This is a genomic window from Bradyrhizobium barranii subsp. apii (genome assembly GCF_011516635.5).
Classification (GTDB): Bacteria; Pseudomonadota; Alphaproteobacteria; order Rhizobiales; family Xanthobacteraceae; genus Bradyrhizobium; species Bradyrhizobium barranii.
In genome coordinates, this window is record NZ_CP096255.1 from 7,803,606 (window position 1) to 7,823,216 (window position 19,611).

Annotated in this window: 20 protein-coding genes; 10 read left to right on the forward strand and 10 right to left on the reverse strand. The window is 64.7% G+C overall.

Features of this window, described 5'->3' with window-relative positions:
• Positions 1-137: 137 nt before the first annotated feature.
• Positions 138-983, forward strand: coding sequence for an SDR family NAD(P)-dependent oxidoreductase (locus HAP41_RS37435; RefSeq protein WP_166083544.1), 846 nt, complete (start codon positions 138-140; stop codon positions 981-983).
• A 159-nt stretch (positions 984-1,142) separates the two neighbouring features.
• Here HAP41_RS37435 and HAP41_RS37440 read toward each other — a convergent pair whose 3' ends face one another.
• The 6 genes from HAP41_RS37440 to HAP41_RS37465 all read right to left on the reverse strand — a co-directional run bounded on the left by HAP41_RS37440 (position 1,143) and on the right by HAP41_RS37465 (position 5,376).
• Positions 1,143-1,349, reverse strand: coding sequence for a hypothetical protein (locus HAP41_RS37440; protein WP_014491844.1), 207 nt, complete (start codon positions 1,347-1,349; stop codon positions 1,143-1,145).
• Between the two features lie 73 nt (positions 1,350-1,422).
• Positions 1,423-1,836 (reverse strand): Rieske (2Fe-2S) protein, encoded by a 414-nt coding sequence (locus HAP41_RS37445; protein WP_014491843.1) that lies wholly within the window; start codon positions 1,834-1,836, stop codon positions 1,423-1,425.
• Between the two features lie 21 nt (positions 1,837-1,857).
• Positions 1,858-2,970, reverse strand: a complete 1,113-nt coding sequence (locus HAP41_RS37450; RefSeq protein ID WP_166083535.1) for an amidohydrolase family protein — start codon at positions 2,968-2,970, stop codon at positions 1,858-1,860.
• A gap of 71 nt (positions 2,971-3,041) precedes the next feature.
• Positions 3,042-4,103, reverse strand: a complete 1,062-nt coding sequence (locus tag HAP41_RS37455) for an amidohydrolase family protein (protein WP_166083533.1) — start codon at positions 4,101-4,103, stop codon at positions 3,042-3,044.
• Positions 4,104-4,364: 261 nt separating this feature from the next.
• The gene (locus HAP41_RS37460) at positions 4,365-4,640 is read right to left on the reverse strand and encodes a YiaA/YiaB family inner membrane protein (RefSeq protein WP_014491840.1); all 276 of its coding nucleotides are present in this window, start codon (positions 4,638-4,640) and stop codon (positions 4,365-4,367) included.
• A gap of 40 nt (positions 4,641-4,680) precedes the next feature.
• The gene (locus HAP41_RS37465) at positions 4,681-5,376 is read right to left on the reverse strand and encodes a PspA/IM30 family protein (RefSeq protein ID WP_166083520.1); all 696 of its coding nucleotides are present in this window, start codon (positions 5,374-5,376) and stop codon (positions 4,681-4,683) included.
• 103 nt (positions 5,377-5,479) lie between these two features.
• Here HAP41_RS37465 and HAP41_RS37470 point away from each other — a divergent pair, with 103 nt between their 5' ends.
• Both HAP41_RS37470 and hydA read left to right on the forward strand, forming a co-directional pair.
• Complete coding sequence (locus HAP41_RS37470; RefSeq protein WP_166083508.1) at positions 5,480-6,088, forward strand: TetR/AcrR family transcriptional regulator; 609 nt, start codon at positions 5,480-5,482, stop codon at positions 6,086-6,088.
• 114 nt (positions 6,089-6,202) lie between these two features.
• On the forward strand, positions 6,203-7,657 hold the full coding sequence (gene hydA / locus HAP41_RS37475; RefSeq protein WP_166083488.1) for a dihydropyrimidinase: 1,455 nt from the start codon (positions 6,203-6,205) through the stop codon (positions 7,655-7,657).
• A gap of 7 nt (positions 7,658-7,664) precedes the next feature.
• On the opposite strand, the gene HAP41_RS37480 is transcribed toward hydA, so the two are convergent.
• Together HAP41_RS37480 and HAP41_RS37485 are read right to left on the reverse strand one after the other, a co-directional pair.
• Positions 7,665-8,414, reverse strand: coding sequence for an SDR family NAD(P)-dependent oxidoreductase (locus tag HAP41_RS37480; protein WP_166083453.1), 750 nt, complete (start codon positions 8,412-8,414; stop codon positions 7,665-7,667).
• Between the two features lie 104 nt (positions 8,415-8,518).
• Positions 8,519-9,196 carry a peroxiredoxin-like family protein gene (locus HAP41_RS37485; protein WP_166083444.1) on the reverse strand — a complete coding sequence of 226 codons (678 nt, stop codon included), beginning with the start codon at positions 9,194-9,196 and terminating at the stop codon, positions 8,519-8,521.
• A gap of 97 nt (positions 9,197-9,293) precedes the next feature.
• Between HAP41_RS37485 and HAP41_RS37490 the strand changes: the two genes are divergently transcribed.
• Together HAP41_RS37490 and HAP41_RS37495 are read left to right on the forward strand one after the other, a co-directional pair.
• Positions 9,294-10,175, forward strand: coding sequence for a LysR family transcriptional regulator (locus HAP41_RS37490; protein WP_166083421.1), 882 nt, complete (start codon positions 9,294-9,296; stop codon positions 10,173-10,175).
• Positions 10,176-10,258: 83 nt separating this feature from the next.
• Positions 10,259-11,881 carry an ABC transporter substrate-binding protein gene (locus HAP41_RS37495; protein ID WP_166083407.1) on the forward strand — a complete coding sequence of 541 codons (1,623 nt, stop codon included), beginning with the start codon at positions 10,259-10,261 and terminating at the stop codon, positions 11,879-11,881.
• On the opposite strand, the gene HAP41_RS37500 is transcribed toward HAP41_RS37495, so the two are convergent.
• The gene (locus HAP41_RS37500) at positions 11,857-13,221 is read right to left on the reverse strand and encodes a glycoside hydrolase family 3 protein (protein ID WP_166083385.1); all 1,365 of its coding nucleotides are present in this window, start codon (positions 13,219-13,221) and stop codon (positions 11,857-11,859) included. The two genes, HAP41_RS37495 and HAP41_RS37500, sit on opposite strands and share 25 nt — an antisense overlap.
• Positions 13,222-13,410: 189 nt before the next feature.
• Here HAP41_RS37500 and HAP41_RS37505 point away from each other — a divergent pair, with 189 nt between their 5' ends.
• The 3 genes from HAP41_RS37505 to HAP41_RS37515 are packed head-to-tail and all read left to right on the forward strand — an operon-like array spanning position 13,411 to position 16,866.
• Positions 13,411-14,907 carry a DUF4153 domain-containing protein gene (locus tag HAP41_RS37505; RefSeq protein WP_166083373.1) on the forward strand — a complete coding sequence of 499 codons (1,497 nt, stop codon included), beginning with the start codon at positions 13,411-13,413 and terminating at the stop codon, positions 14,905-14,907.
• A 16-nt stretch (positions 14,908-14,923) separates the two neighbouring features.
• Complete coding sequence (locus tag HAP41_RS37510) at positions 14,924-15,628, forward strand: response regulator (RefSeq protein WP_166083363.1); 705 nt, start codon at positions 14,924-14,926, stop codon at positions 15,626-15,628.
• Positions 15,625-16,866, forward strand: a complete 1,242-nt coding sequence (locus HAP41_RS37515; protein ID WP_166083351.1) for an ATP-binding protein — start codon at positions 15,625-15,627, stop codon at positions 16,864-16,866. The genes HAP41_RS37510 and HAP41_RS37515 overlap by 4 nt, the downstream gene beginning before the upstream one ends.
• On the opposite strand, the gene HAP41_RS37520 is transcribed toward HAP41_RS37515, so the two are convergent.
• Positions 16,863-17,003 (reverse strand): hypothetical protein, encoded by a 141-nt coding sequence (locus tag HAP41_RS37520; protein ID WP_007597071.1) that lies wholly within the window; start codon positions 17,001-17,003, stop codon positions 16,863-16,865. The genes HAP41_RS37515 and HAP41_RS37520 overlap by 4 nt on opposite strands.
• 79 nt (positions 17,004-17,082) lie before the next feature.
• Here HAP41_RS37520 and HAP41_RS37525 point away from each other — a divergent pair, with 79 nt between their 5' ends.
• Together HAP41_RS37525 and HAP41_RS37530 are read left to right on the forward strand one after the other, a co-directional pair.
• Positions 17,083-17,652: an alpha-ketoglutarate-dependent dioxygenase AlkB gene (locus tag HAP41_RS37525; protein ID WP_166083323.1), complete on the forward strand. Its 570-nt coding sequence runs from the start codon at positions 17,083-17,085 to the stop codon at positions 17,650-17,652.
• Between the two features lie 330 nt (positions 17,653-17,982).
• The gene (locus tag HAP41_RS37530) at positions 17,983-19,605 is read left to right on the forward strand and encodes a flavin monoamine oxidase family protein (RefSeq protein WP_166083320.1); all 1,623 of its coding nucleotides are present in this window, start codon (positions 17,983-17,985) and stop codon (positions 19,603-19,605) included.
• The last annotated feature ends 6 nt before the right edge of the window (positions 19,606-19,611 follow it).

The following is a 19,611-nucleotide window of genomic DNA, read 5'->3' on the forward strand; positions in this document are numbered from 1 at the left end:
TCGTTAGGTCGAATAGAATACAGCGCCGCCGGAAAGGCGTAAAGGCGGCGTGGAACGAAGACCTCCCATGCCGACTTGTGCAGGGTCGCGCGAGTGCCATGTTATAGCTCGACCGAGCCCTTCCCCGGAGACCAACCATGCCACATTCCGCCATCGTCAAAGACAATGTCGCCGTGATCACGGGCGGCGCATCCGGCATCGGATTGGCTGCCGCGCTGGCCTTCGCGCGCGCCGGCTTGAAGGTGTGCATCGCAGATGTGGATCAGGCGCGGCTGGCGGAAGCTGCAACAAAACTGTCATCCGTCACGCCTGCCACACATGTGATGACGTTCGCGGTCGACGTCAGCAAGGCCGAGAGCGTGACGGAACTGGAACGCGCCGTGCGCGAGCGCTTCGGCAGCACCGACATCCTCATGAACAATGCCGGCATCCAGCCGGGCAGCACGCTGTTCGGCGAGCCCGATAACTGGCAGCGGATCATCGGCGTCAACATGTGGGGCATCATCAACGGCTCGCGCATCTTCGCGCCCGGCATGATCGCGCGCGGCAGGCGCGGCCTCATCATCAACACCGGCTCGAAGCAGGGCATCACCACGCCGCCCGGCGATCCCGCCTACAACGTCTCCAAGGCCGGCGTGAAGGCTTTTACGGAAGCGCTCCAGCACGAGCTGCGCAACACGAAGGACTGCCGCATCACCGCGCATCTGCTGATCCCCGGCTTCGTCTTCACCGGCCTGACCGCGAAGGGCCGCACCGAGAAGCCGGCCGGAGCCTGGACGGCTGAGCAGACCGTGGATTTCATGCTGGCGCGGCTGGAGGCCGGCGACTTCTACATCCTGTGTCCGGACAACGACGTGCCGCGCGCGCTCGACGAGAAGCGGATGCTGTGGGCGGCGGGAGACATCGTCGAGAACCGCCCGCCGCTGTCGCGCTGGCACCCGGACTATGCCGACGCGTTCGCGAAGTTCGTGAAGGGGGAGTGACTATCAGACCCTCATGGTGAGGAGCGCGGAACGCGCGTCTCGAACCATGAAGGCCCCGCTGCGACAGCTCGGCCTCTATCCTTCGAGACGCCCGCTTTCAGCGGGCTCCTCAGGACGAGGAGTTAGAGCCTCGCGGCGCAGCAATACCGCGCAAGCGCCCTACAGCGTTTCCTGCTGATGCCCGCAATTCTTGCAGGCGAACTTGACCCGGCTCTGGCCCTTTTCCGCCTGCACCCGGTTCGGCGCGCCGCACTTGCCGCAGACGGCCTCGATGCGGGTCGAGCCCTGCTTGACGACGATGGTCTTCTTTTCCATCGATTCGCGGATCAGGCGCTCGGCCTCCTCACGCAGGGATTGTTTCGACAAAGCTCATCTCCGCCTCTGGAAAGCGCGAGAGCCATAACGCACCTGCGTTCGAATCTCAATCGGCAATGCCGGCTCAGACCTCGACAATCACATAGCTGTCTTCGACATGCACCGGAAACGTCTCGGCGACATACGGGCCCTTCTGCAACTCTTCGCCACGTTCCACCGCGACCGGATAGGACCGGATCTTGACCCGTTTCGGATCGAACCAGGACTGGCCGTTGCGCATGTCGAATTCCCAGCCGTGCCAGGGACAGCGCAGCATCTCGCCGACGCGCGAGCGCTCATAGATTCCGGGCTCGGGCGAGGTCAGCCGCGCTACGCATGCCGCCTTCTCCAGCGGGGCGCCCTCATGCGGGCAGCGGTTCAACAGCGCGAAGAACTCGCCGTTAACGTGGAACACGACGATGTCGCGGCCCGCGATATCGACGACCTTGTTGCCGCCGGGCGGGATCTCCGAGGTGCGCGCGACGATGTGACGGGCCATATCCGTTCAGAACCTCTTTGCTCAGAACTTGTAGACCGCGCGGGCATTGGTGCTGAAGATCTTCTTCCGCTCGGCTTCAGAGAGCGGCGTCTTGAAGGCGAAGCGCGGATCGTCGAAATCCCAGTGCGGATAGTCCGACGAAAACAGAAGACGGTCGATGCCGACCCATTCGATCAGCGAACGCAGATGCCGCGCCTCGTCGGGCTCGTCGATCGGCTGCGTCGTGAACCAGAAATGCTCGCGCACATATTCGGACGGCTTGCGCTTGAGATGAGGCACCTCGCTGCGGAACCGCTCGAAATGCTGGTCCATTCGCCACACCGCCGACGGGATCCAGCCGAAGCCGCCCTCGATGAAGACGATCTTCAGCTTTGGAAACCGCTCCGGCACGCCTTCGATCACGAGGCTCGCGAGCTGCGCCGCGATGGTGTGCGCGTTGGACTGGTGCTCCTCGACATAATAGGACGGCCAGCCACCACCGGTCGGCGCATGGCCGCCATAGCCGCCAACATGGATGCCGAGCGGCAGGTCCAGCGCCTCGGCACGCTCGTAGATCGGCCAGTAGCGACGGCGGCCGAGCTGCTCGTTGGCGCGCGGCGAGACGTTGATCTGGATGTATTCACCGATTTTGGCGCAGCGCTCGATCTCGGCGATGGCGAGATCCACGCCGTCCTGCCCGACCAGGATCGACGCCTTCAGGCGCGGATCGCGATGCGACCAGAACGCAAGCTGCCAGTCATTGACGGCGCGCTGGATCGCGGCGCCGAATTCCAAATTCTGCTGCGAGAAGATGAAAAGATCGAGCACCTGCAAGATCCCGAACTCGACGTCGAGCGGGTCGAGATGCTGCTTCTGCATGAAAGCGAGATCGGAGCCGGGCGGCCCGCCGGTCGGCGGCCAGGCATCGCGTCGCGCGATCAGTGGCGAGGAGCGCGGATAGGGCGTGGTAAAGAGATAAGGCGTGCGCAAATGGCTGCCATATTCCTTCAGATGCTGCTGCCAGCGTTTCGGCAGGAACTCGTTGAGATCGTCGGTCGAGCGCAGGCTCGGATGCACGTCGCAATCGACGATGCGCAACCGCGAGGTGGCGGGCTTTTCTTCGTCGAGCAGCGGGCGGTCGATGACGTCACTCATGCGATCCTCCAAACTTTTTGTTTGCGCATGATCTTATCGGGAAACCGGTACCCACTTTGCCGGATCATGCGTCAGTTGATCGACAACCGCGGGAACGTCTCCAGCGGATTGTCGACGCACATTTTTGCGATGATGCTCTTCGGCAGGTTCGGCGGGATCGGATCGTCGCCGTCGAACTGCCAGTGCGGATAGTCGGACGCGAACAGGAACATCTTTTCCGAGCCGATCTGGTCGATGATCTCCTCGACGCTCTTGGCGTCGCCGGGCGCGTCGAACGGCTGCATGGTGACGCGAAAATTATCGCGGATGATCGCGGCCGGCTCGCGCTCGACCCAGGGCACCTCGACGCGCACGCCGCGCCAGGTCTTGTTGGCGCGCCACATGAAGGCCGGCAGCCAGCTCACGCCGGATTCCATCAGCACGACCTTGAGATCAGGAAATTTGCCGAACACGCCCTCATAGATCAGGCTCAAAATCTGCGCCTGCATCGCCTGCGCCTCGACGAAGTAATATTCGTAGCGATGCGACGGCCAGCCGGCCGAGCTCGGTGCCTGGCGATATTGCGTGCCGGCATGGATCGCCAGCGGCAGCTTGTACTTTTCGGCGAGACGGTAGACCGACCAGAAATGCCGCCGTCCCAGCAGCGTCTCGCCCTGCGCTAGCACCAGGATGGAGACGAAACGGTTGTCGCCGGCGCGGCGCTCGATCTCCTCGATCGCGAGATCCGGATCCTGCATCGGCACCACGATGGAAGCCCGCAGGCGGGGATCGCGCGACAGCCATTCGGCGGCGATCCAGTCGTTGATGGCCTTGCAGAAGTCCGCGGCCATATAGGCGTCGAACACGGCCTGCGCGCCATAGAGCACGTTGAGGATGGCGTGGCTCGCACCCAGCTGCTCGAACGCGCCCTTCTGCACCATGGCAAGGTCGGAGCCGGGCTTGGCGCCATTGGCCGGCCACCAGTCGGCACGGCCGGTCAGCGGCATGCTCGGCGGATAGGACGTGAGATCGAGCCCGTCGATGGCGCGGCTCACGACCTGCTCTTTCCAGTGATCGCTGAGATAGGGAAGCAGCGTCGTGCGCGTGCCACCAACCGCCGGGTGGATATCGCAGTCGATCCGCGTCACCGCCATGAAGCTTCCTCGCGCAATCTTATTGGCGGCGTTCTTGTGCGCCGCTTGCGCAGAGTGCCCCTGCCCGCGCTTGCGCGCAAGGTCGCCCGCCCGCGCGATCCGTCATGGCTCGGTTGCATTTCGCAGGCGCGATACGAAGCTCCGCGATCGCCGCACGGGGCGACCGCTCGAGGATGGATGGTCTCACGGCGCGAGCGGTGGATGCGACGGCATCCTCCGCTCCATATTGCAGGTAGCTTTGCGCTTATATGCGCTCTCGCCTCAAGCCGCCTTGGAGACTTCCATCAGCAGGCGCTCGGCCTTGGCATCCTCGATCCGGTTCACCAGCCGGCTGCTCTCGTGATTGTCGCGCACCGTCTTGGTCAGGGTGATGCAGGTCTGGATCAGCATCACGATGCCCATGGTGAGATAGCCCTTCATCCAGAGATCAATCGGCAGGAAGAAGATGCCGATGGCGACGAGGAACGCGGAGGCTGCGAAGGACGCGTAAGTGAAGGTCACCCAGGCGCTGCTGTGGGGCTGGCCGTTCTGGTTCATGATGGTCTCCTATCGGTTCGAATGATGATCGGGTTTGAGTTCAGGCAGTCGGCATGCGCTTGGACTTCAACCGCGCCAGCACGTCGTCCGCGGTCGTCTTGAGCCGGGGGCCGAAGCCCTGCTCGGCAAGTCGTTCGGCAGTGGCGAGCGGACCGGAGGCCGCATCGAGCTCGACCAGCGCGTCGTCAGCGGCCTGGGCTTCCATTTGCCGGTCGCGCAGGCGCCTCAAGGTGCTCTCCGCTTCCGGCAGCGTGGATTCGTAAGGACGTGCCGCCTCGATGCCGCTGCGGCGAAGCGAGCGCACCGCTTCCGAGGCACGGGCGACACGACGGCCGCGATCGAGCTCGGTGATGCGGGCCTGCGCGCTTGCGACGTGGCGCTTCAGCCTGATGATCTCGATCGCGAACAATGCGCGTGCGGTCATCGCCGCATCGCGATCGGCCTCCAAGCCTGCGATGGCTTCGGCGGCATCCTTGGCGAGGTCCTCGCGGCCACCGTCAAGCGCCGCAACCGCGCGGGTCTCGAGGTCGGCTATGCGGGCGACGGTCGCCTCGAGCTTGCGGCCTTCCTGCTGGTCCTGGGCGATCGCCAGCGCCAGCGTCCGCTTGCTGCGCTCGACGGCGGCGGCCGCGTCGCGCATCTGCTGGTCGAGGATCAGAAGGGCCGTACGGTCTTCCAGTTCCTCGCCCGCGGCCGCCACGCTGCCGCGGAAAAGTGTCACTACGGTCTTGAACATTTGCTGCTCCCTGTTATGAGCGTTGCTCACAGATGGTTTGTAGCAGAGACCTTGAACATCGTTCAATAAATATTTGAGCGTCGCTCAAGAATTTGATTAAAAAATGACTAAAGCCTTGGAACGTCGAGAGAAATTGCGGGCCGACCTGATCCAGGCGGCCGAGCGGATGATCGCTGAGCGCGGGTTGGCGGGTCTCAAAACCCGCGATCTCGCCCGCGCGATCGGCTGCGCCAATGGCGCGGTCTACAATCTCGTCGCCGACGTGGACGAGTTGGTCCTGCGCGTCGGCTCGCGCACGTTACTCCGGCTCGACAAGGTGCTCAGCGCGGCGGTGAGCGCGGGCAATCCGTCGCCGCAGGAGACGCTGGTCCGCATCGCGATCGCCTATTGCGATTTCGCCGCAGAAAATCTCGAGCTCTGGCGCGCAATGTTCGAGCATCGCATGGCGCCCGGCAAGGAAGTCCCCGACTGGTCCGTCGACGACCAGTTGCAGCTGTTCCGCCACATCTACGCGCCACTGGCAGCGTTGTTTCCAGACAGAGGGACAGAGGAGCTCGGCATCACCGCGCGCAGCCTGTTCTCGGCCGTGCATGGCATGGTGGCGCTGGGGCTCGAGCAGAGGCTGGTCGCCGTGCCGCTGCCGGCGCTGCGGAAGGAAATTGCGGGCCTGGTGCGGGCGATGATCGACGGCTTGATCGCGCGAGCGGCGTAGAAGCCGGGAGAGCGCAGCAAGACTGGCGGCGACGCCTGATTAAAATTTCGCCTGTCGCATCGCTGGCAGCACGCTTAGCTTTCGCCGCGTCTCGTCCTCTCTCCGGAGTCTCCCATGCCCCTCCTCATCCGCGGCGGCACCGTCGTCAATCATGATCATTCTCGCCGTGCGGACGTGCTGATCGACGGCGAGACCATCGTCGCGATCGGAACATCGCTCGATGCACCGACGGGCGCGGAGATCGTCGATGCCGGCGGCGCCTATGTCATCCCGGGCGGGATCGATCCGCACACCCATCTCGACATGCCGTTCATGGGCACGGTGACCGCCGACGATTTCGAATCCGGGACGAAGGCGGCGCTGACCGGCGGCACCACCATGGTGGTGGATTTCTGCCTGCCCGATCCCGGCCAGTCGATGCTCGCGGCCTATCAGGAGTGGCGGCACAAATCCGAGAAGGCGGCGACCGACTACGGCTTCCACATGGCGGTGACGTCGTGGTCGAAGCAGATCTATGACGAGATGGAGACCGTGGTCAAAACCTACGGCATCAACACCTTCAAGCACTTCATGGCCTACAAGGGCGCGCTGATGGTGAACGACGACGAACTCTACAACTCGTTCGCGCGTTGCGCCCATCTCGGCGCCATGCCTGTTGTCCATGCGGAAAACGGCGACGTCGTCGCCTTGATGCAGGAAGCGCTGATCGCGCGCGGAGTCACCGGTCCCGAGGGCCACGCCTATTCACGACCGCCGGAGGTCGAGGGCGAAGCCACCAACCGCGCCATCATGATCGCCGACATGACGGGCACGCCGGTCTATATCGTGCACACGAGCTGCCGCGAAGCGCATGAGGCGATTGCCCGCGCACGGGCTGCTGGGAAACGCGTCTATGGCGAGCCGCTGATCCAGCATCTGCTGCTGGATGCCGGCGAGTACCAGAACAGGGATTGGGATCATTCCGCGCAGCGCGTGATGTCGCCGCCGTTCCGCGACAGATCGCATCAGGACAGTCTTTGGGCCGGCCTGCAATCAGGCTCGCTCCAGGTAGTCGCCACCGACCATTGCGCCTTCACCACGGAGCAGAAGCGGTTCGGGCTCGGCGATTTCAGGAAGATCCCGAACGGCACCGGCGGCCTCGAAGATCGGCTCGCACTGTTGTGGACCGCGGGCGTCGCCACGGGACGGCTTACGAAGGAAGAATTCGTCGCGGTGACCTCGGCGAACATCGCGCGCATCCTCAACATCTACCCGCGCAAGGGCGCCGTCGCCGTCGGTTCGGATGCCGATGTCGTGGTGTGGGACCCCAGGGCGAGCAAGACCATCAGCGCGAAGCGGCAGATGAGCCGGATCGATTACAACGTGTTCGAAGGCTTTGCCTGCACCGGCGGACCCGCCGCGACGCTCTCGCGTGGCCGCGTCGTCTGGAAGGCTGGCGATCTGCGCGCCGAGGCCGGCGACGGCCACTACATCGAACGTCCGGCGTTCTCGCCGGTGCACGTCGCCAACTCGACGTGGAAGCAACTGACCGCCCCGCGCGCGGTCACACGCGGAGCGGTCACGCCGTAGGGTTACCTCAAACCTGCGTAATACCGCCATCGGCCGCGAGATCGATGCCCGTGCTGTAGCTGCTGTCGTCCGAGGCCAGAAATAAAATGGCGGAGGCCATTTCCTCCGGGCGACCAATCCGACCTAGCGGGGTAATCGAAGCGAAGAACGCGCGGGCACCTTCGGCCTCCTCAGAGGTCTTGAACTGGCCGTCGATGATCGGCGTATCGATGGCGCCCGGTGACAACGTGTTCACGCGGATGCCGCGATCCTTCAGCTCCATCGCCCAGGTCCGTGAGAATGAGCGCAGCGCGGCCTTAGTCGCGGCGTAGGTGCCGTGCTCGGGAAGGCCTTTCAGGTGCAGGCCAGACGACACCAGCACGATCGAGCCACCCTTGCGCATCAGCGGCAGCGCCTTCTGTACCGTGAAATAGGCACCACGCGCATTGATACCGAATGTCGTGTCGAAATGCGCCGGAGTAACGTCCACCGTGAGCTTGCGCTCGACGAACGCGGCACTGGCGACGATGATATCGAGCGCACCCTTTTCATCCTTCACCCGGGCGTAGAGCAGGTCGAGATCGTCAAGATTGGCGACGTCGGCCTGGATCGCGGAGACATTGCGCCCGATCTCGGCCTTGGCCTTGTCGAGCTCGCCCTGACGCCGTCCAACGATGAAAACATAAGCGCCTTCGGTCACAAAGGTCTTCGCTGCAGCGAGACCGATACCACTGGAGCCGCCAGTGATGATGGCAATCTTTCCTTCGAGCTTTGACATGACACCGTCCTTTGGTTTGGGCGTGCGCGGGCGTTCGGCACGCGCACGCCGTTGACCATTTGAGGGAGAGAGATTGGCCGGCCCGTGAGCCGGCCGGTTCTTGATCAGGCCGCCTTGCCGGCCCGCAACCGGTCGAGCACCGGCAACAGTTCGGACGGATCGGGGCGATGCGTGTAGTCCGGGTTCACCTCCGCATAGGCGATGATGCCGTCGCGGCCGATGACGTAGCGCGCGGGCATCGGCAGCACCCAGGCCGGATTGTCGTTGAACGTCGGCAGGTCGTTCTTGAAGGACTTGTAGAGCGCGACGAGGTCGGCCGGCAGCGCGAAGCGGATGCCGAAGGCGTCGGCGAGGCCGCTCGCGACGTCGCTCAGGATCGGGAACGACAGCTTGTTCTCGCGCTCCGACTTGCGGCTGTTCGGCGCGGTCTGCGGCGAGATCGCAACGAGGCTCGCACCGCGCGCGGCGATCTCCGGCAGCGCCTCCTGGAGCGCCTGGAGCTCGAGGTTGCAATACGGGCACCAGACGCCGCGATAGAACGACACGACCAGCGGTCCCTTCGCGAGCAGGTCGCGCGAGGCGACCTGCTTGCCGTCGGGATCCCTGAGGATGAATTCCGGCGCGGCGTCGCCGGCCTTCTTGGCGCGCTGCGCCTGGCCGCTCGCGATCAGTTCGGCGGTGGCGCGGTGCATGGTGTCGAGCGCCTCCTTGCTGGGCTTGAGCGGGAAGCGGCCACCTTCGAAGTCGGCTTTGAAGGCGTCGAGTTTGTCTTGCAGGGCCATGGGTAGCTCCATCTTTTGCTGTTGGCCCGCTCTATCTGGATCATTTGAGAATGAAGGGGTATACGGTCGATACGGACAACATTTATCCGGATTTCAAATGAGCGACCGGCTCCAGGAATTGGCCGTTTTCGTCCGTGCGGCCGAGAGCGGCAGCTTTTCGAAGGCGGCACGCGAGCTCGGCCTGTCGCAGCCCTCGGTGTCCCGCATCATCGGCGAGCTGGAGGCCCGGCTGGGCGTCAAGCTGCTGCTGCGAACCACGCGCAGCATCGCGGTCACGGACGCTGGCGCACTGTTCCTGACGCGTGCGCGCGAAGTGCTGGCTGACATCGAGGACGCCGAGGACGCCGCGCGCGGCGTCGATTCCTTGCGTGGAACGCTGCGCATCACGATGCCGATCGTCTACGGCACGCGAAACATCATTCCGCGCCTGCCGAAATTCCTTAAGGCCCATCCGCTCTTGCGCGTCGAGCTGTCCGTCGCCGACGAACGGCAGAACCTCGTTGTGGAAGGCACCGACGTCGCCATTCGCCTCGGCCCCCTCGACGATTCCGGCTTCGGCGCACGCAAGCTTGCGACCGTGTCGCGCTTTCTCGTCGCCGCGCCATCCTATCTTGCCGAGCGCGGCACCCCGAAGACGCCGGCCGATCTCGCCTCGCACGACTGCATCTTCGGCCCCGGCCTGTTCGGCCGTACCACCTGGTCGTTCACCCGCAACGGCGCGGAGACCTCCGTCGATGTCCGCGGCCGCATCACCACCGATTCCGGTCCCGGCGTGTTCGCGAGCGTGCTGGCGGGGCTCGGCATCGCGATGACGTCGCCGGTGATGGCCGGCCCCGAGATCGAGGCGAGCGCATTGGTGCCGGTGTTGAAGAGCTACAAGCTTGCACCTGTCGATGTGTACGCCGTGTTCCCGGCGGGTCCGCGCCCCTCGACCAAGGTGCGCACGCTGGTCGACTTCCTGGCGGAGGAGTTGAGATAGGCGCGGATGCGACGCCATGAAGCGCCGCTGATGGCATGCGCCTTGCCTCTTTACATTGCAGATCTCCCGCAAAAGAGGCACCGATGAGTTCATCACCTTTCGACATCAGCCGCCGCGATTTGGTGCTCGGCGGCCTTGGCGCGGCCGGACTGACGGCGATCACGCCCTCCTTCGCCAGGGCGCAGGGGCGTGCCGAGACGCTGCTGGTGGTGCAGGAGCTTGGGCCGAACTCGCTCGACATGCAGGGCGTCGGCTCCAACCAGACCGTGAACGGCCTGTCCTGGAACTGCTACGACCGCCTGCTGACCTACGCCTCCAAGACGTTGCCCGACGGGACCGCGTCCTATGATCGCGAGAAGCTCGCGCCCGAACTCGCCGAGAGCTGGGAGGTCGCCGCCGACGGCATGTCCTGCACCTTCAAGCTTCGCAAGGACGCGAAATTCCACGACGGCACGCCTGTTACCGCCAAGGACGTCAAATGGTCGTTCGACCGCGCCGTGAAGGTCGGCGGCTTTCCGACCTTCCAGATGTCGGCGGGTTCGCTGGAGAAGCCCGAGCAGTTCGTGGTGGTCGACGATCACACCTTCCGCATCGACTATGTCCGCAAGGACAAGATGCTGCTGTTCAACGTCGCCGTCGTCGTGCCCTTCATCATCAATTCCGAGCTCGCGAAGAAGAACGCGATGGCGGAAGATCCCTGGGCGCTGGCCTGGCTCCGGACCAACGAGGCCGGTGGCGGCCCCTACAGGATCGAAAGCTGGAAGCCAGGAAGCGAGACGGTGCTGGCCCGCTACGACGACTGGAAGAGCGGACCGCTGCCCAAGATCAGGCGCGTGATCGCGCGCGACGTCCCCTCCGCCGGCACGCGCCGCGCGATGCTGGAACGGGGCGATGCGGATATTTCCAGCGGCTTTGCACCGCGCGATTTCGAGCAGATCATTCGGGAGGGCAAGGTCAAGGTATCAGGCGTGCCGATCCCGAATGCGCTCTGGTACATCGCACTCAACACAGCGAAGCCGCCGTTCGACAATGTGAAGCTACGGCAGGCCATCGCGTGGGCGATGCCGTATGAGCAGATCCAGAGCAGCGCGTTCTTCGGCCGCGCCGTTCCTATGTATGGCGGAGCGGCGGACGTCTCAAAACCGGTGTGGCCACAGCCCTCTCCCTATGTCACCGATCTCGACAAGGCCAAGGCGCTGATGAAGGAAGCAGGCTTTGAGTCCGGCCTGGAGACGACCCTGTCGCTCGACACGGGCACTGCGACCGTCGGCGAGCCGACGGTCATCCTGATCCAGGAAAGTCTCGCCAAGATCGGCATCAAGGTGTCGATTGAAAAAATCCCCGGCGCGAACTGGCGCACGACGCTGAACAAGAAGGAGCTGCCGCTCGCGCTCAACCGCTTCAGCGGTTGGCTCGATTATCCCGAGTACTATTTCTACTGGAATTTCCACGGCAACAATTCGATCTTCAACATCTCGTCATACCAGAACAAGGCGATGGACGCGCTGATCGACAAGGCGCGCTTCACGGCGGATGCGGCGGAATACGACCGGTGCGTGAAGGATTTCATCGCGCTCTGCATGCGCGACGTTCCCGTCATTCCGCTCAACCAGCCGATCCACGACGTCGCAATGCAGAAGGCCATCACCGGCTACGAGTTCTGGTTTCACCGCGAGCCGGACTACCGCCAGTTCGCGAAGGGCTGATGCCGCTCGACAACGCGGACGACGTTTGAGGCGGCTCGCGCCCGCTCGGTCGGGAAGCCCTGCGCCAACCGTGCCGCGCTGGTGCGCAGCATCGCGGCGTCGAGCTTGCCCTGCCGCGCCCCATCCAGCGCGCAGGCGAAGACCCGGTAGAATTGCGCGCCGTCATAGGCAACCAGCAGCAGATCGACGCCGGCGTTGATCGCCTCGACCACGGCTTTGCAGACGTCGTGCTGGTAGATCGCACCCATCACGAGGTCGTCGGTCATCACCATGCCCTGGTAACCCCACTTGTCGCGGATGATGCCATCAATAACGCGTTTCGAATGCGAGGCGGCGCGATCGGGATCGACGGTCGTGAGCGTCACGTGCCCAACCATGAGCGCGCTGCGCGAATGCGACAACACCTCGCGGAACGGCAGCCAGTCGGTGGCTTCGAGCTCTTTTACCGGCGTATCGAGCTTGGCGCTGAAATGATGCGTGTCGGCGCGGACGCGGCCGATGCCGGGAAAATGCTTCAGCGTAGCGCCGACACCTGACTCTTCCAGCCCGCGCACATAGGCGCTCGCGATCGTGCTGACGACGGCAGGATCGGTCGCAATCGCGCGCTGGCCGATCAGCGTGTGAAAATCGAGGCGATTGCGCCGGACCGGCGGCTTGAGGTCGAGCACCGGCGCGAGGTTGAGGTTGACGCCGAGCCCGGCGAGCTCGCGGCCGTGGATGCGGCCGAACTCTTCGGCCTTGGCCTGTTGTTCGTCGGGAGCGAGCCCGCTGAGCGTCGCCAGCGCCGGTAGCTTCGTCAGCGGCGGCGCGAGATGTCCGACGATGCCGCCCTCCTGGTCTGCCGCAACGACCAGCGGCGGCAGGCCGGCGGCGCGCCGCTTGCCCTGGAGCGCCGCGATCTCGGTGCGCAACGTCTCGACGGTCCGGCCGCGGATGTTGCGCCGGGTCACGTAGACGCCGCCGATCAAGCCCTGCTCGGCAAGGCGCGCAACCTCGGGAAAGGAGGAATAGCCAACCATGAAGTGAGGTCCGAGCTGACGCGCCTCGGTGGCGCTCGCGGCAAGCACGTCGTGCTTGCGCAGCTCGAACTTCAGATGCGCCGCCGACATCAGGACCGGCGGCAGGCACCAGAGCACGACGAGCAGCTTGCCCGCGACGGTACGCCAACGCCCTCTGCGGAGCAGGAGGATGACGATCGCGAGGCTTGCTACGACAAGCGCGAGGTTTCCCGCGCCGCGCAGCGGGACCAGATAGGGATCGTTCTTGTTGGCGGCCGCGAATGCGACGAGAGGCGCGGCCAGCCAGAGCAGGACGAGACCGATACGACCGAGGAATTGCATGATGCGTCACACGCTATGAGTGGCGAATGCTTCGCACCTATCAAAGCGAATCACGCTGTGCGAGAGGCGAACGCGCGCCTGCACGAAAACTGCAAAAGACTCCTGAAACCGTGCAGACGATGGTCCCGCCTTCTGCACAAGCGCCGTTCAGACTTCGTGATGCCACCCATCACGAAAGGTCATTTGGACATGACGAGCCTGGCTTCGACGATAGCAGCGGAAATCCAGCCGATCAGGCATTCCTCGATCCCGGCCAAGGTCGGCCTCGCGCTGGTGCTGGCCGCGCTCGCCGACTGGCTGTTCTACGGCCCGCGGATCGGGCTGTCGCTGACGCTCTTTGCGGTCGCGATGGCCTGCGTGTCGGTGCTCTTCAATCATGCGGCCCTGGATCTGCGGCGCGCCATGATCGGCACGGCCGTTCTCGTCGCCGGCCTCGTTCCGGCCGTCGAGGAGCTGAACATGCTGTCCTTCCTGATCCTCACCATGGCGCTGGCCATTGCGCTTCTGATCGCGACCAATCCGGAAACGACCGGGTTCGCTGAGCGAGCCCGCGCGCTTCGCAACTTTGTCCTGTTCGGGCCCTTCAGGTTCTTCCTCGAGGCGCTCCAGATCTTCAACATGTCGGCGTTCACCCGCGGCCTCGCGCTCTGGCTGATGCCTGCCGTGCTGAGCACCGTCTTCATCGCGCTGTTCGCTGCGGCCAATCCGGTGATCGAGCAATGGGTGTCCCTGCTCAATCCGAAACTCATCCTCGAATATATCAGCATCCCGCGCCTGCTGTTCTGGGCCATGATGCTGGCGCTGGTTTGGCCGTTCATCCATGTGCGCTGGCGGCGCAGGACGATTGTCACCACCGCCGTTGCCGACGGCCCCGTGCCGCCCCCGCTCCCGCCCTTGGTCTCGGCCGAATTTCTGAACCCCTCCACCATTCTGCGTTCGCTGATCCTGTTCAACCTGCTGTTCGCGGCGCAGTCCATCCTCGACGGCATCTATCTCTGGGGCCATGTGGCGCTGCCCGACAATTTGACCTATGCGGCCTACGCCCATCGCGGCGCCTATCCGCTGAGCGTGACCGCGCTGCTCGCCGCTGCCTTCGTGCTGGTCGCGATGCGCCCGGGCGGGGCGGCCGAGAAATCGAAGGTGATCCGGCCGCTGGTCTATCTCTGGGTCGGGCAGAACGTGCTGCTCGTCGCATCCTCCATCCTCCGCCTCGATCTCTACGTCGATATCTACATGCTGACCTATTGGCGCATCGCGGCCTTCATCTGGATGGGGCTGGTGGCGCTCGGGCTGGTCCTGATCGTGGCGCGCATCGCGCTCAACCGGTCCAACCAGTGGCTCGTCGGTGCCAATCTGATCGCGCTGACGATCGTGCTCTATAGCTGCTCGCTCGTGAACTTCGATGCGTTCATTGCCGACTACAATGTCGCCCACAGCCGGGAAGCATCGGGCAAGGGCGTGCTGATCGACATCAACTATCTCCTGACGCTCGGGCCGCAGGCGCTGCCTGCCATCGACAAGGCCATCTTGCTCCGGCCCGGCGCCCCCGAGAGCTGCCTTGTGTCGCGCCGCGACCGCCTTGTAGAACAGCAGCGCCAGGATCTGGCCTGGCGGAGCTGGGGCTTTCGGAGCTGGCGGCTCCAGCGCAGGCTGGACGCACAGGCGAAGGATCAGCAGGCAGGCTGAGGAAGCGGAGAGGTTCTTGGCGCATCGCATTCTCATCGTCGACGACGAGGGCCACATCCGCGAGGTCATCCGCGTCGCCCTGAAGAAGGCCGGCATGGACGTCATCGAGGCGCGCGACGGCAAGGAGGCACTCGCCCGCTTTGCCGCCGACAAGCCCGACCTGATCGTGCTTGACATCGGCATGCCCGAGTTCGACGGCCTCGACGTCTGCCGCGAGATCCGCAAGACCTCCGACGTGCCGATCCTGTTCCTGTCGGCGCGCGACGAGGAGATCGACCGCATCCTCGGCCTCGAGATCGGCGGCGACGATTACGTGACGAAGCCGTTCAGCCCGCGCGAGCTGGTGGCGCGGGTCAACGTCATCCTGCGCCGCCTCAGCCCGCGCAATGGCGAGGCCAAGGCCGGGCCGGGCGCGCTGTCGCAAGGCGGCCTCCTGATCGATCCCGAGCAGCATGTCGCATCCTTTGCCGGCACGCCGCTGAAGCTGACCGCGATCGAGTTCGGCATTTTGCGCGCTTTCCTGACCCGGCCGACCTCGGTGTTCAACCGCGAGCAGCTGATGCGGGCGGCCTATCAGCTCAACATCCAGGTCTCCGATCGCACCATCGACAGCCACATCCGCAACATCCGCGCCAAGCTCGCGGCGCACAATTGCGAGAACGTGATCGAGACCATCCACGGTGTCGGCTTCAAGCTCGGCCGCTGCGAGAAAGAGGCATGAGCGCAGCGCCCGACAAATGGCGGCCGTCGCTCACCCTCGTGATCTTCACGGTGCTGGCGACCGTCGGTGTGCTGCCGCTGGTCGGCCTGTTCTTCTTCCGCCTCTACGACAACCAGCTGATCCGCCAGACCCAGGCCGAGCTGATTGCGCAGAGCCGCGTGCTCGCGACGATCTATGCGCAGGAGGTCACGGCGCGGCTCGACAGCGGCCTGACACTCGGCGCCGAGGTGCCGCCCAACGTGCTGCCCGACCCCGGCGACCAGGTCACCCCGATCCGTCCCGCGCTCGACCTCACCGCTAACGATCTCTTGCGGCGGCGGCCGGATGCGCAAGCAGCGCCCCAGCCGGCGCAGCCAGCCTATGTCGAGATCGGCGCAAAGCTGACGCCGATCATCCGCGAGACCCAGAAGGTGACGCTGGCGGGCTTTCGCATCCTCGACCCGCAGGGCGTGGTGATCGCCGGGCGCTACGAGGTCGGGCAATCGCTCGCCCATATCGAGGAGGTCGCGGACGCGCTGCACGGGCAATACCGCGCCACCCTGCGCAACCGCGTCCCGGATCGGCCGCCGCCGCCGATCTATTCCTTCAGCCGCGGCCTCGGCGTGCATGTGTTCTCGGCAATGCCCGTCATCGTCAACAATCGCGTCGCCGGGGTGATCTACACCACGCGGACGCCGAGCAACATCTTTGACCATCTCTACCAGGAGCGGGCCAAGTTCGTGCTGGCGGGGCTCGCCGTGATCCTGGGCACGATCGCGATCGGCCTCGTATTCTCGCGCACCATCACGCTGCCGATGCGCGAGCTAATCGACCGCGCCGCGCGGATCGGCCGCGGCGATCGCGAGGCGTTCAGGCCGCTCCGGCATTACGGCACGCGCGAGTTCGCCCAGCTCTCGCACAGTTTTCTCGGCATGGCCGAGCAGCTGGCGCGGCGCTCGGACTATATCGCGACGTTCTCGGCCCACCTCACCCACGAGCTGAAATCGCCGCTGACCTCGATCAAGGGCGCGGCCGAGCTGCTGCAGGATTCGTTTCAAGGAAAGCCGGAAGGCCTGACGCCGGCCGAGCCGAACCGCGACAGGATATTTGATGCGTTCTTCACCACCCGCCGCGACCAGGGCGGCACCGGGATGGGGCTGGCGATCGCGCGCGCGGTGATGGCGAGCCATGGCGGCTCGATCAAGCTGAAGCCGACCGACGAGGGCGCGGCCTTCGAGCTCCAGTTTCCGATAGCCTAGATCGCGAATACCCAGGCGGCGACGATGGTGCCGATGGTGACCAGACCGGCGATGGTCCAGCCGGCGGCATATTCCAGCTCAGGATGACCGGTCGCCCGCATGATCTCTGCCGGATCGGCGGTATGCTTCTCTGCCATGACAGCCTCGCACGTTTTTCTCCGTGTCCTATGTAAGTCGCTTCAGCCGCCAATAGGTTCCATCACGGAAATGCGAGGAATGACGCAGCTAGGTCTATTCGCCGAACCGCAAGCCGGTCCTGCCGGGCTTCGCTATACCGATGACTTCGTCGAGGCCGCCGTCGAGCAGGACTTGATCGGCCGCATCGCAGCATTGCCGCTGCAGCGCTTCCAGTTCGGCGCCTTCGAGGGCAACCGCCGGGTGGCCTCGTTCGGCTATCGCTATGACTATTCGCTGCAACGGCTGGCCGAGGCCGAGCCGATCCCGGACTGGGTCCTGCCCGTCGCGCGGCAGGTCGAGGCCTGGGCGGGCCTCGCCGCCGGCAGCGTCCGGCAGGTGCTCTGCACCGAATATGACACCGGCGTCGGCATCGGCTGGCACCGCGACAAGCCGCATTTCAAGGAGATCCTCGGCCTGTCGCTGGGCTCACCGTGCAAATTCCGCTTCCGCCGCCGTAGCGGCGACAAATGGGAGCGCCACGCGCTCGAAGCCCTGCCGCGCTCGCTCTACCTGATGGACGGCGAGGCGCGGTCACAATGGGAGCACAGCATCCCGCCGGTTGAGGCACGCCGCTATTCGATCACCTTCCGGACGATGAAGCAGGCGTGACCGGCCCCCCCCAAAACAAAAACTGCGAAAACAACCCCATGCACAGTAGAACGCGCGGCCGGCATGCGGCCGCGGTCGCGCGCCCCAAATGTTTGACACGTCGGACCAAAACAGCCGCGCCGCGCAATCGTCGCGCGGTTCGCGGATTTTCCCTTCAATTGCGGGCCAGGGGCAAGATTTCGGGGGGAAGAGAAGCCGCCACTCGACTCTCCGCAAGATTGTAAGTTAGTCTCGCTTCTATCGACCGGTCCATTTTTAACCGATTTTGCAGCATTTCAGGGCGCGGCACGGCGCCGTCCCGGCAGAAGACATTTTCAAGGGAAGCTCGCGATGCGTTCGCTGTTTGCGCGGCTGCACCGGCGTTACGGGCCCAGGATTTCGGGGGCGGAGCGCCAACGGCGGGTCAAGGACAAGCTCGCCCTTCAACCCACCCCACCCACGATCCGTTCACCCACCGCGCTCCGCGCGCTGGCGGTGCGACGCCCGAAAGTCGCGATCATCGGCGGCGGCTTCGCCGGCCTGATGGCGGCCTCCGAGCTCGTCGCGCATTGCGAGGTGACGCTGTTCGAGGCCCGCGACCGCTTCGGCGGCCGGGTTCTCAGCAAGAAGAAGCCGAGCGGGATCGTCGAGGCCGGCGGCGAGCTGATCGGCTACAACCATCCGCTCTGGCTGAAATATGCCAAGCGGTTCGAGCTCGGCCTCTCCGTCATCACCTCGGACACCAATTTCGACGCGCTCGAGCTCGACATGCCGGTGTTTCTCGACGGCCACAAGCTCTCCGACGGCCAGATGAAGCTGGTCTATCACGAGATGGACGATGCTTTCGGCAAGCTCAGTCGGTGGGCCGGCAGGGTCAAGCCTGACAAGCCCTGGCGCGCCAAGGGCGCAAGGAAACTCGACGCCAGGACGATTGCGGAGTGGATCGCCAGCCTCGACTGCTCGAAGCTCACCAAGCACGCCATGGACGAGCAGTTCTCCAACGACGCCGGCCAGCCGACCACCAAGCAGAGCCTTCTTGCTAATCTGGCCGTCGTCGCGGGCGGACGGATGAAGGACCAGATCGACGCCTTCTTCACCCAGACCGAGACTTTGCGCTGCTCGGAAGGCAATCAGGAGCTCGCCATTCGTCTCGCGCAGGACATCGAGGACAAGGGCGCCAGCACCCACCTGTCGACGCCGGTGCGCGCCATCCGCATCGACAGCGAAGGCGTGACCCTGGAATTCAGCCCCTCCGGCAACGGAACGGCACGCGCGCCCTTCGCCGCCGACTATGCCGTGCTCGCGATACCCCCGAGCCTGTGGCCGGACTCACCCAACGCCAAGATCACGATCACGCCCCACCTGCCGCACGACTACTACGTCACGATGGGGACGGCTGTGAAATATCTCAGCCCGCTCAAGAAGCGCTTCTGGATCGGCGAGGGCCTCGCCCCGACTGCCATCTCGAACCAGTTCGGTGTCACCTGGGAAGGGACGGACAACCAGATCGCCCCGCCGGATCATCCGGTCGAGCTCAGCCTGTTTGCCGGCGCCGACGTCGCGGCGGAAGCTCTCAAGCACTACCAGCCCGGTGACCAGACGCAGGTCGACGCGTTCTACGCGCAGCAGATCGGCAGCGTCTACAAGGGTTATGTCGCGCATCTGGCCGATCAACCGGAGTTCATGGCTTGGCCGCGCGACGAATGGACCGCCGCCGGCTATTCCTGTCCCGCCCCGGGCGAGGTCTGCCGCGCCGGTCCGCTGCTGGCCAAGGGCTTCGAGGACCGCCTGTTCTTTGCCGGTGAGCACACCTGCTTTGCCTATTTCGGTTACATGGAAGGCGCTCTCCAGTCCGGCCAGACGGCGGCGGCTGCGATCATCAAGGCCATCGACAAGCAGCCTGAAGCGCATGGCTCTGCCCGGACTAGCAATTCTGTCATAGGTTCGGGGCGCCTTGCGGCGGCGAAGCCGTGACCGGAG

Coding starts and splice junctions, on each gene's coding strand:
- HAP41_RS37435 (WP_166083544.1), top strand. CDS start 138: ATGCCACATTCCGCCATCGTCAAAGACAATGTCGCCGTGATCACGGGC.
- HAP41_RS37445 (WP_014491843.1), bottom strand. CDS start 1,836: ATGGCCCGTCACATCGTCGCGCGCACCTCGGAGATCCCGCCCGGCGGC.
- HAP41_RS37450 (WP_166083535.1), bottom strand. CDS start 2,970: ATGAGTGACGTCATCGACCGCCCGCTGCTCGACGAAGAAAAGCCCGCC.
- HAP41_RS37455 (WP_166083533.1), bottom strand. CDS start 4,103: ATGGCGGTGACGCGGATCGACTGCGATATCCACCCGGCGGTTGGTGGC.
- HAP41_RS37460 (WP_014491840.1), bottom strand. CDS start 4,640: ATGAACCAGAACGGCCAGCCCCACAGCAGCGCCTGGGTGACCTTCACT.
- HAP41_RS37465 (WP_166083520.1), bottom strand. CDS start 5,376: ATGTTCAAGACCGTAGTGACACTTTTCCGCGGCAGCGTGGCGGCCGCG.
- HAP41_RS37470 (WP_166083508.1), top strand. CDS start 5,480: ATGACTAAAGCCTTGGAACGTCGAGAGAAATTGCGGGCCGACCTGATC.
- hydA (WP_166083488.1), top strand. CDS start 6,203: ATGCCCCTCCTCATCCGCGGCGGCACCGTCGTCAATCATGATCATTCT.
- HAP41_RS37480 (WP_166083453.1), bottom strand. CDS start 8,414: ATGTCAAAGCTCGAAGGAAAGATTGCCATCATCACTGGCGGCTCCAGT.
- HAP41_RS37485 (WP_166083444.1), bottom strand. CDS start 9,196: ATGGCCCTGCAAGACAAACTCGACGCCTTCAAAGCCGACTTCGAAGGT.
- HAP41_RS37490 (WP_166083421.1), top strand. CDS start 9,294: ATGAGCGACCGGCTCCAGGAATTGGCCGTTTTCGTCCGTGCGGCCGAG.
- HAP41_RS37495 (WP_166083407.1), top strand. CDS start 10,259: ATGAGTTCATCACCTTTCGACATCAGCCGCCGCGATTTGGTGCTCGGC.
- HAP41_RS37500 (WP_166083385.1), bottom strand. CDS start 13,221: ATGCAATTCCTCGGTCGTATCGGTCTCGTCCTGCTCTGGCTGGCCGCG.
- HAP41_RS37505 (WP_166083373.1), top strand. CDS start 13,411: ATGACGAGCCTGGCTTCGACGATAGCAGCGGAAATCCAGCCGATCAGG.
- HAP41_RS37515 (WP_166083351.1), top strand. CDS start 15,625: ATGAGCGCAGCGCCCGACAAATGGCGGCCGTCGCTCACCCTCGTGATC.
- HAP41_RS37520 (WP_007597071.1), bottom strand. CDS start 17,003: ATGGCAGAGAAGCATACCGCCGATCCGGCAGAGATCATGCGGGCGACC.
- HAP41_RS37525 (WP_166083323.1), top strand. CDS start 17,083: ATGACGCAGCTAGGTCTATTCGCCGAACCGCAAGCCGGTCCTGCCGGG.
- HAP41_RS37530 (WP_166083320.1), top strand. CDS start 17,983: ATGCGTTCGCTGTTTGCGCGGCTGCACCGGCGTTACGGGCCCAGGATT.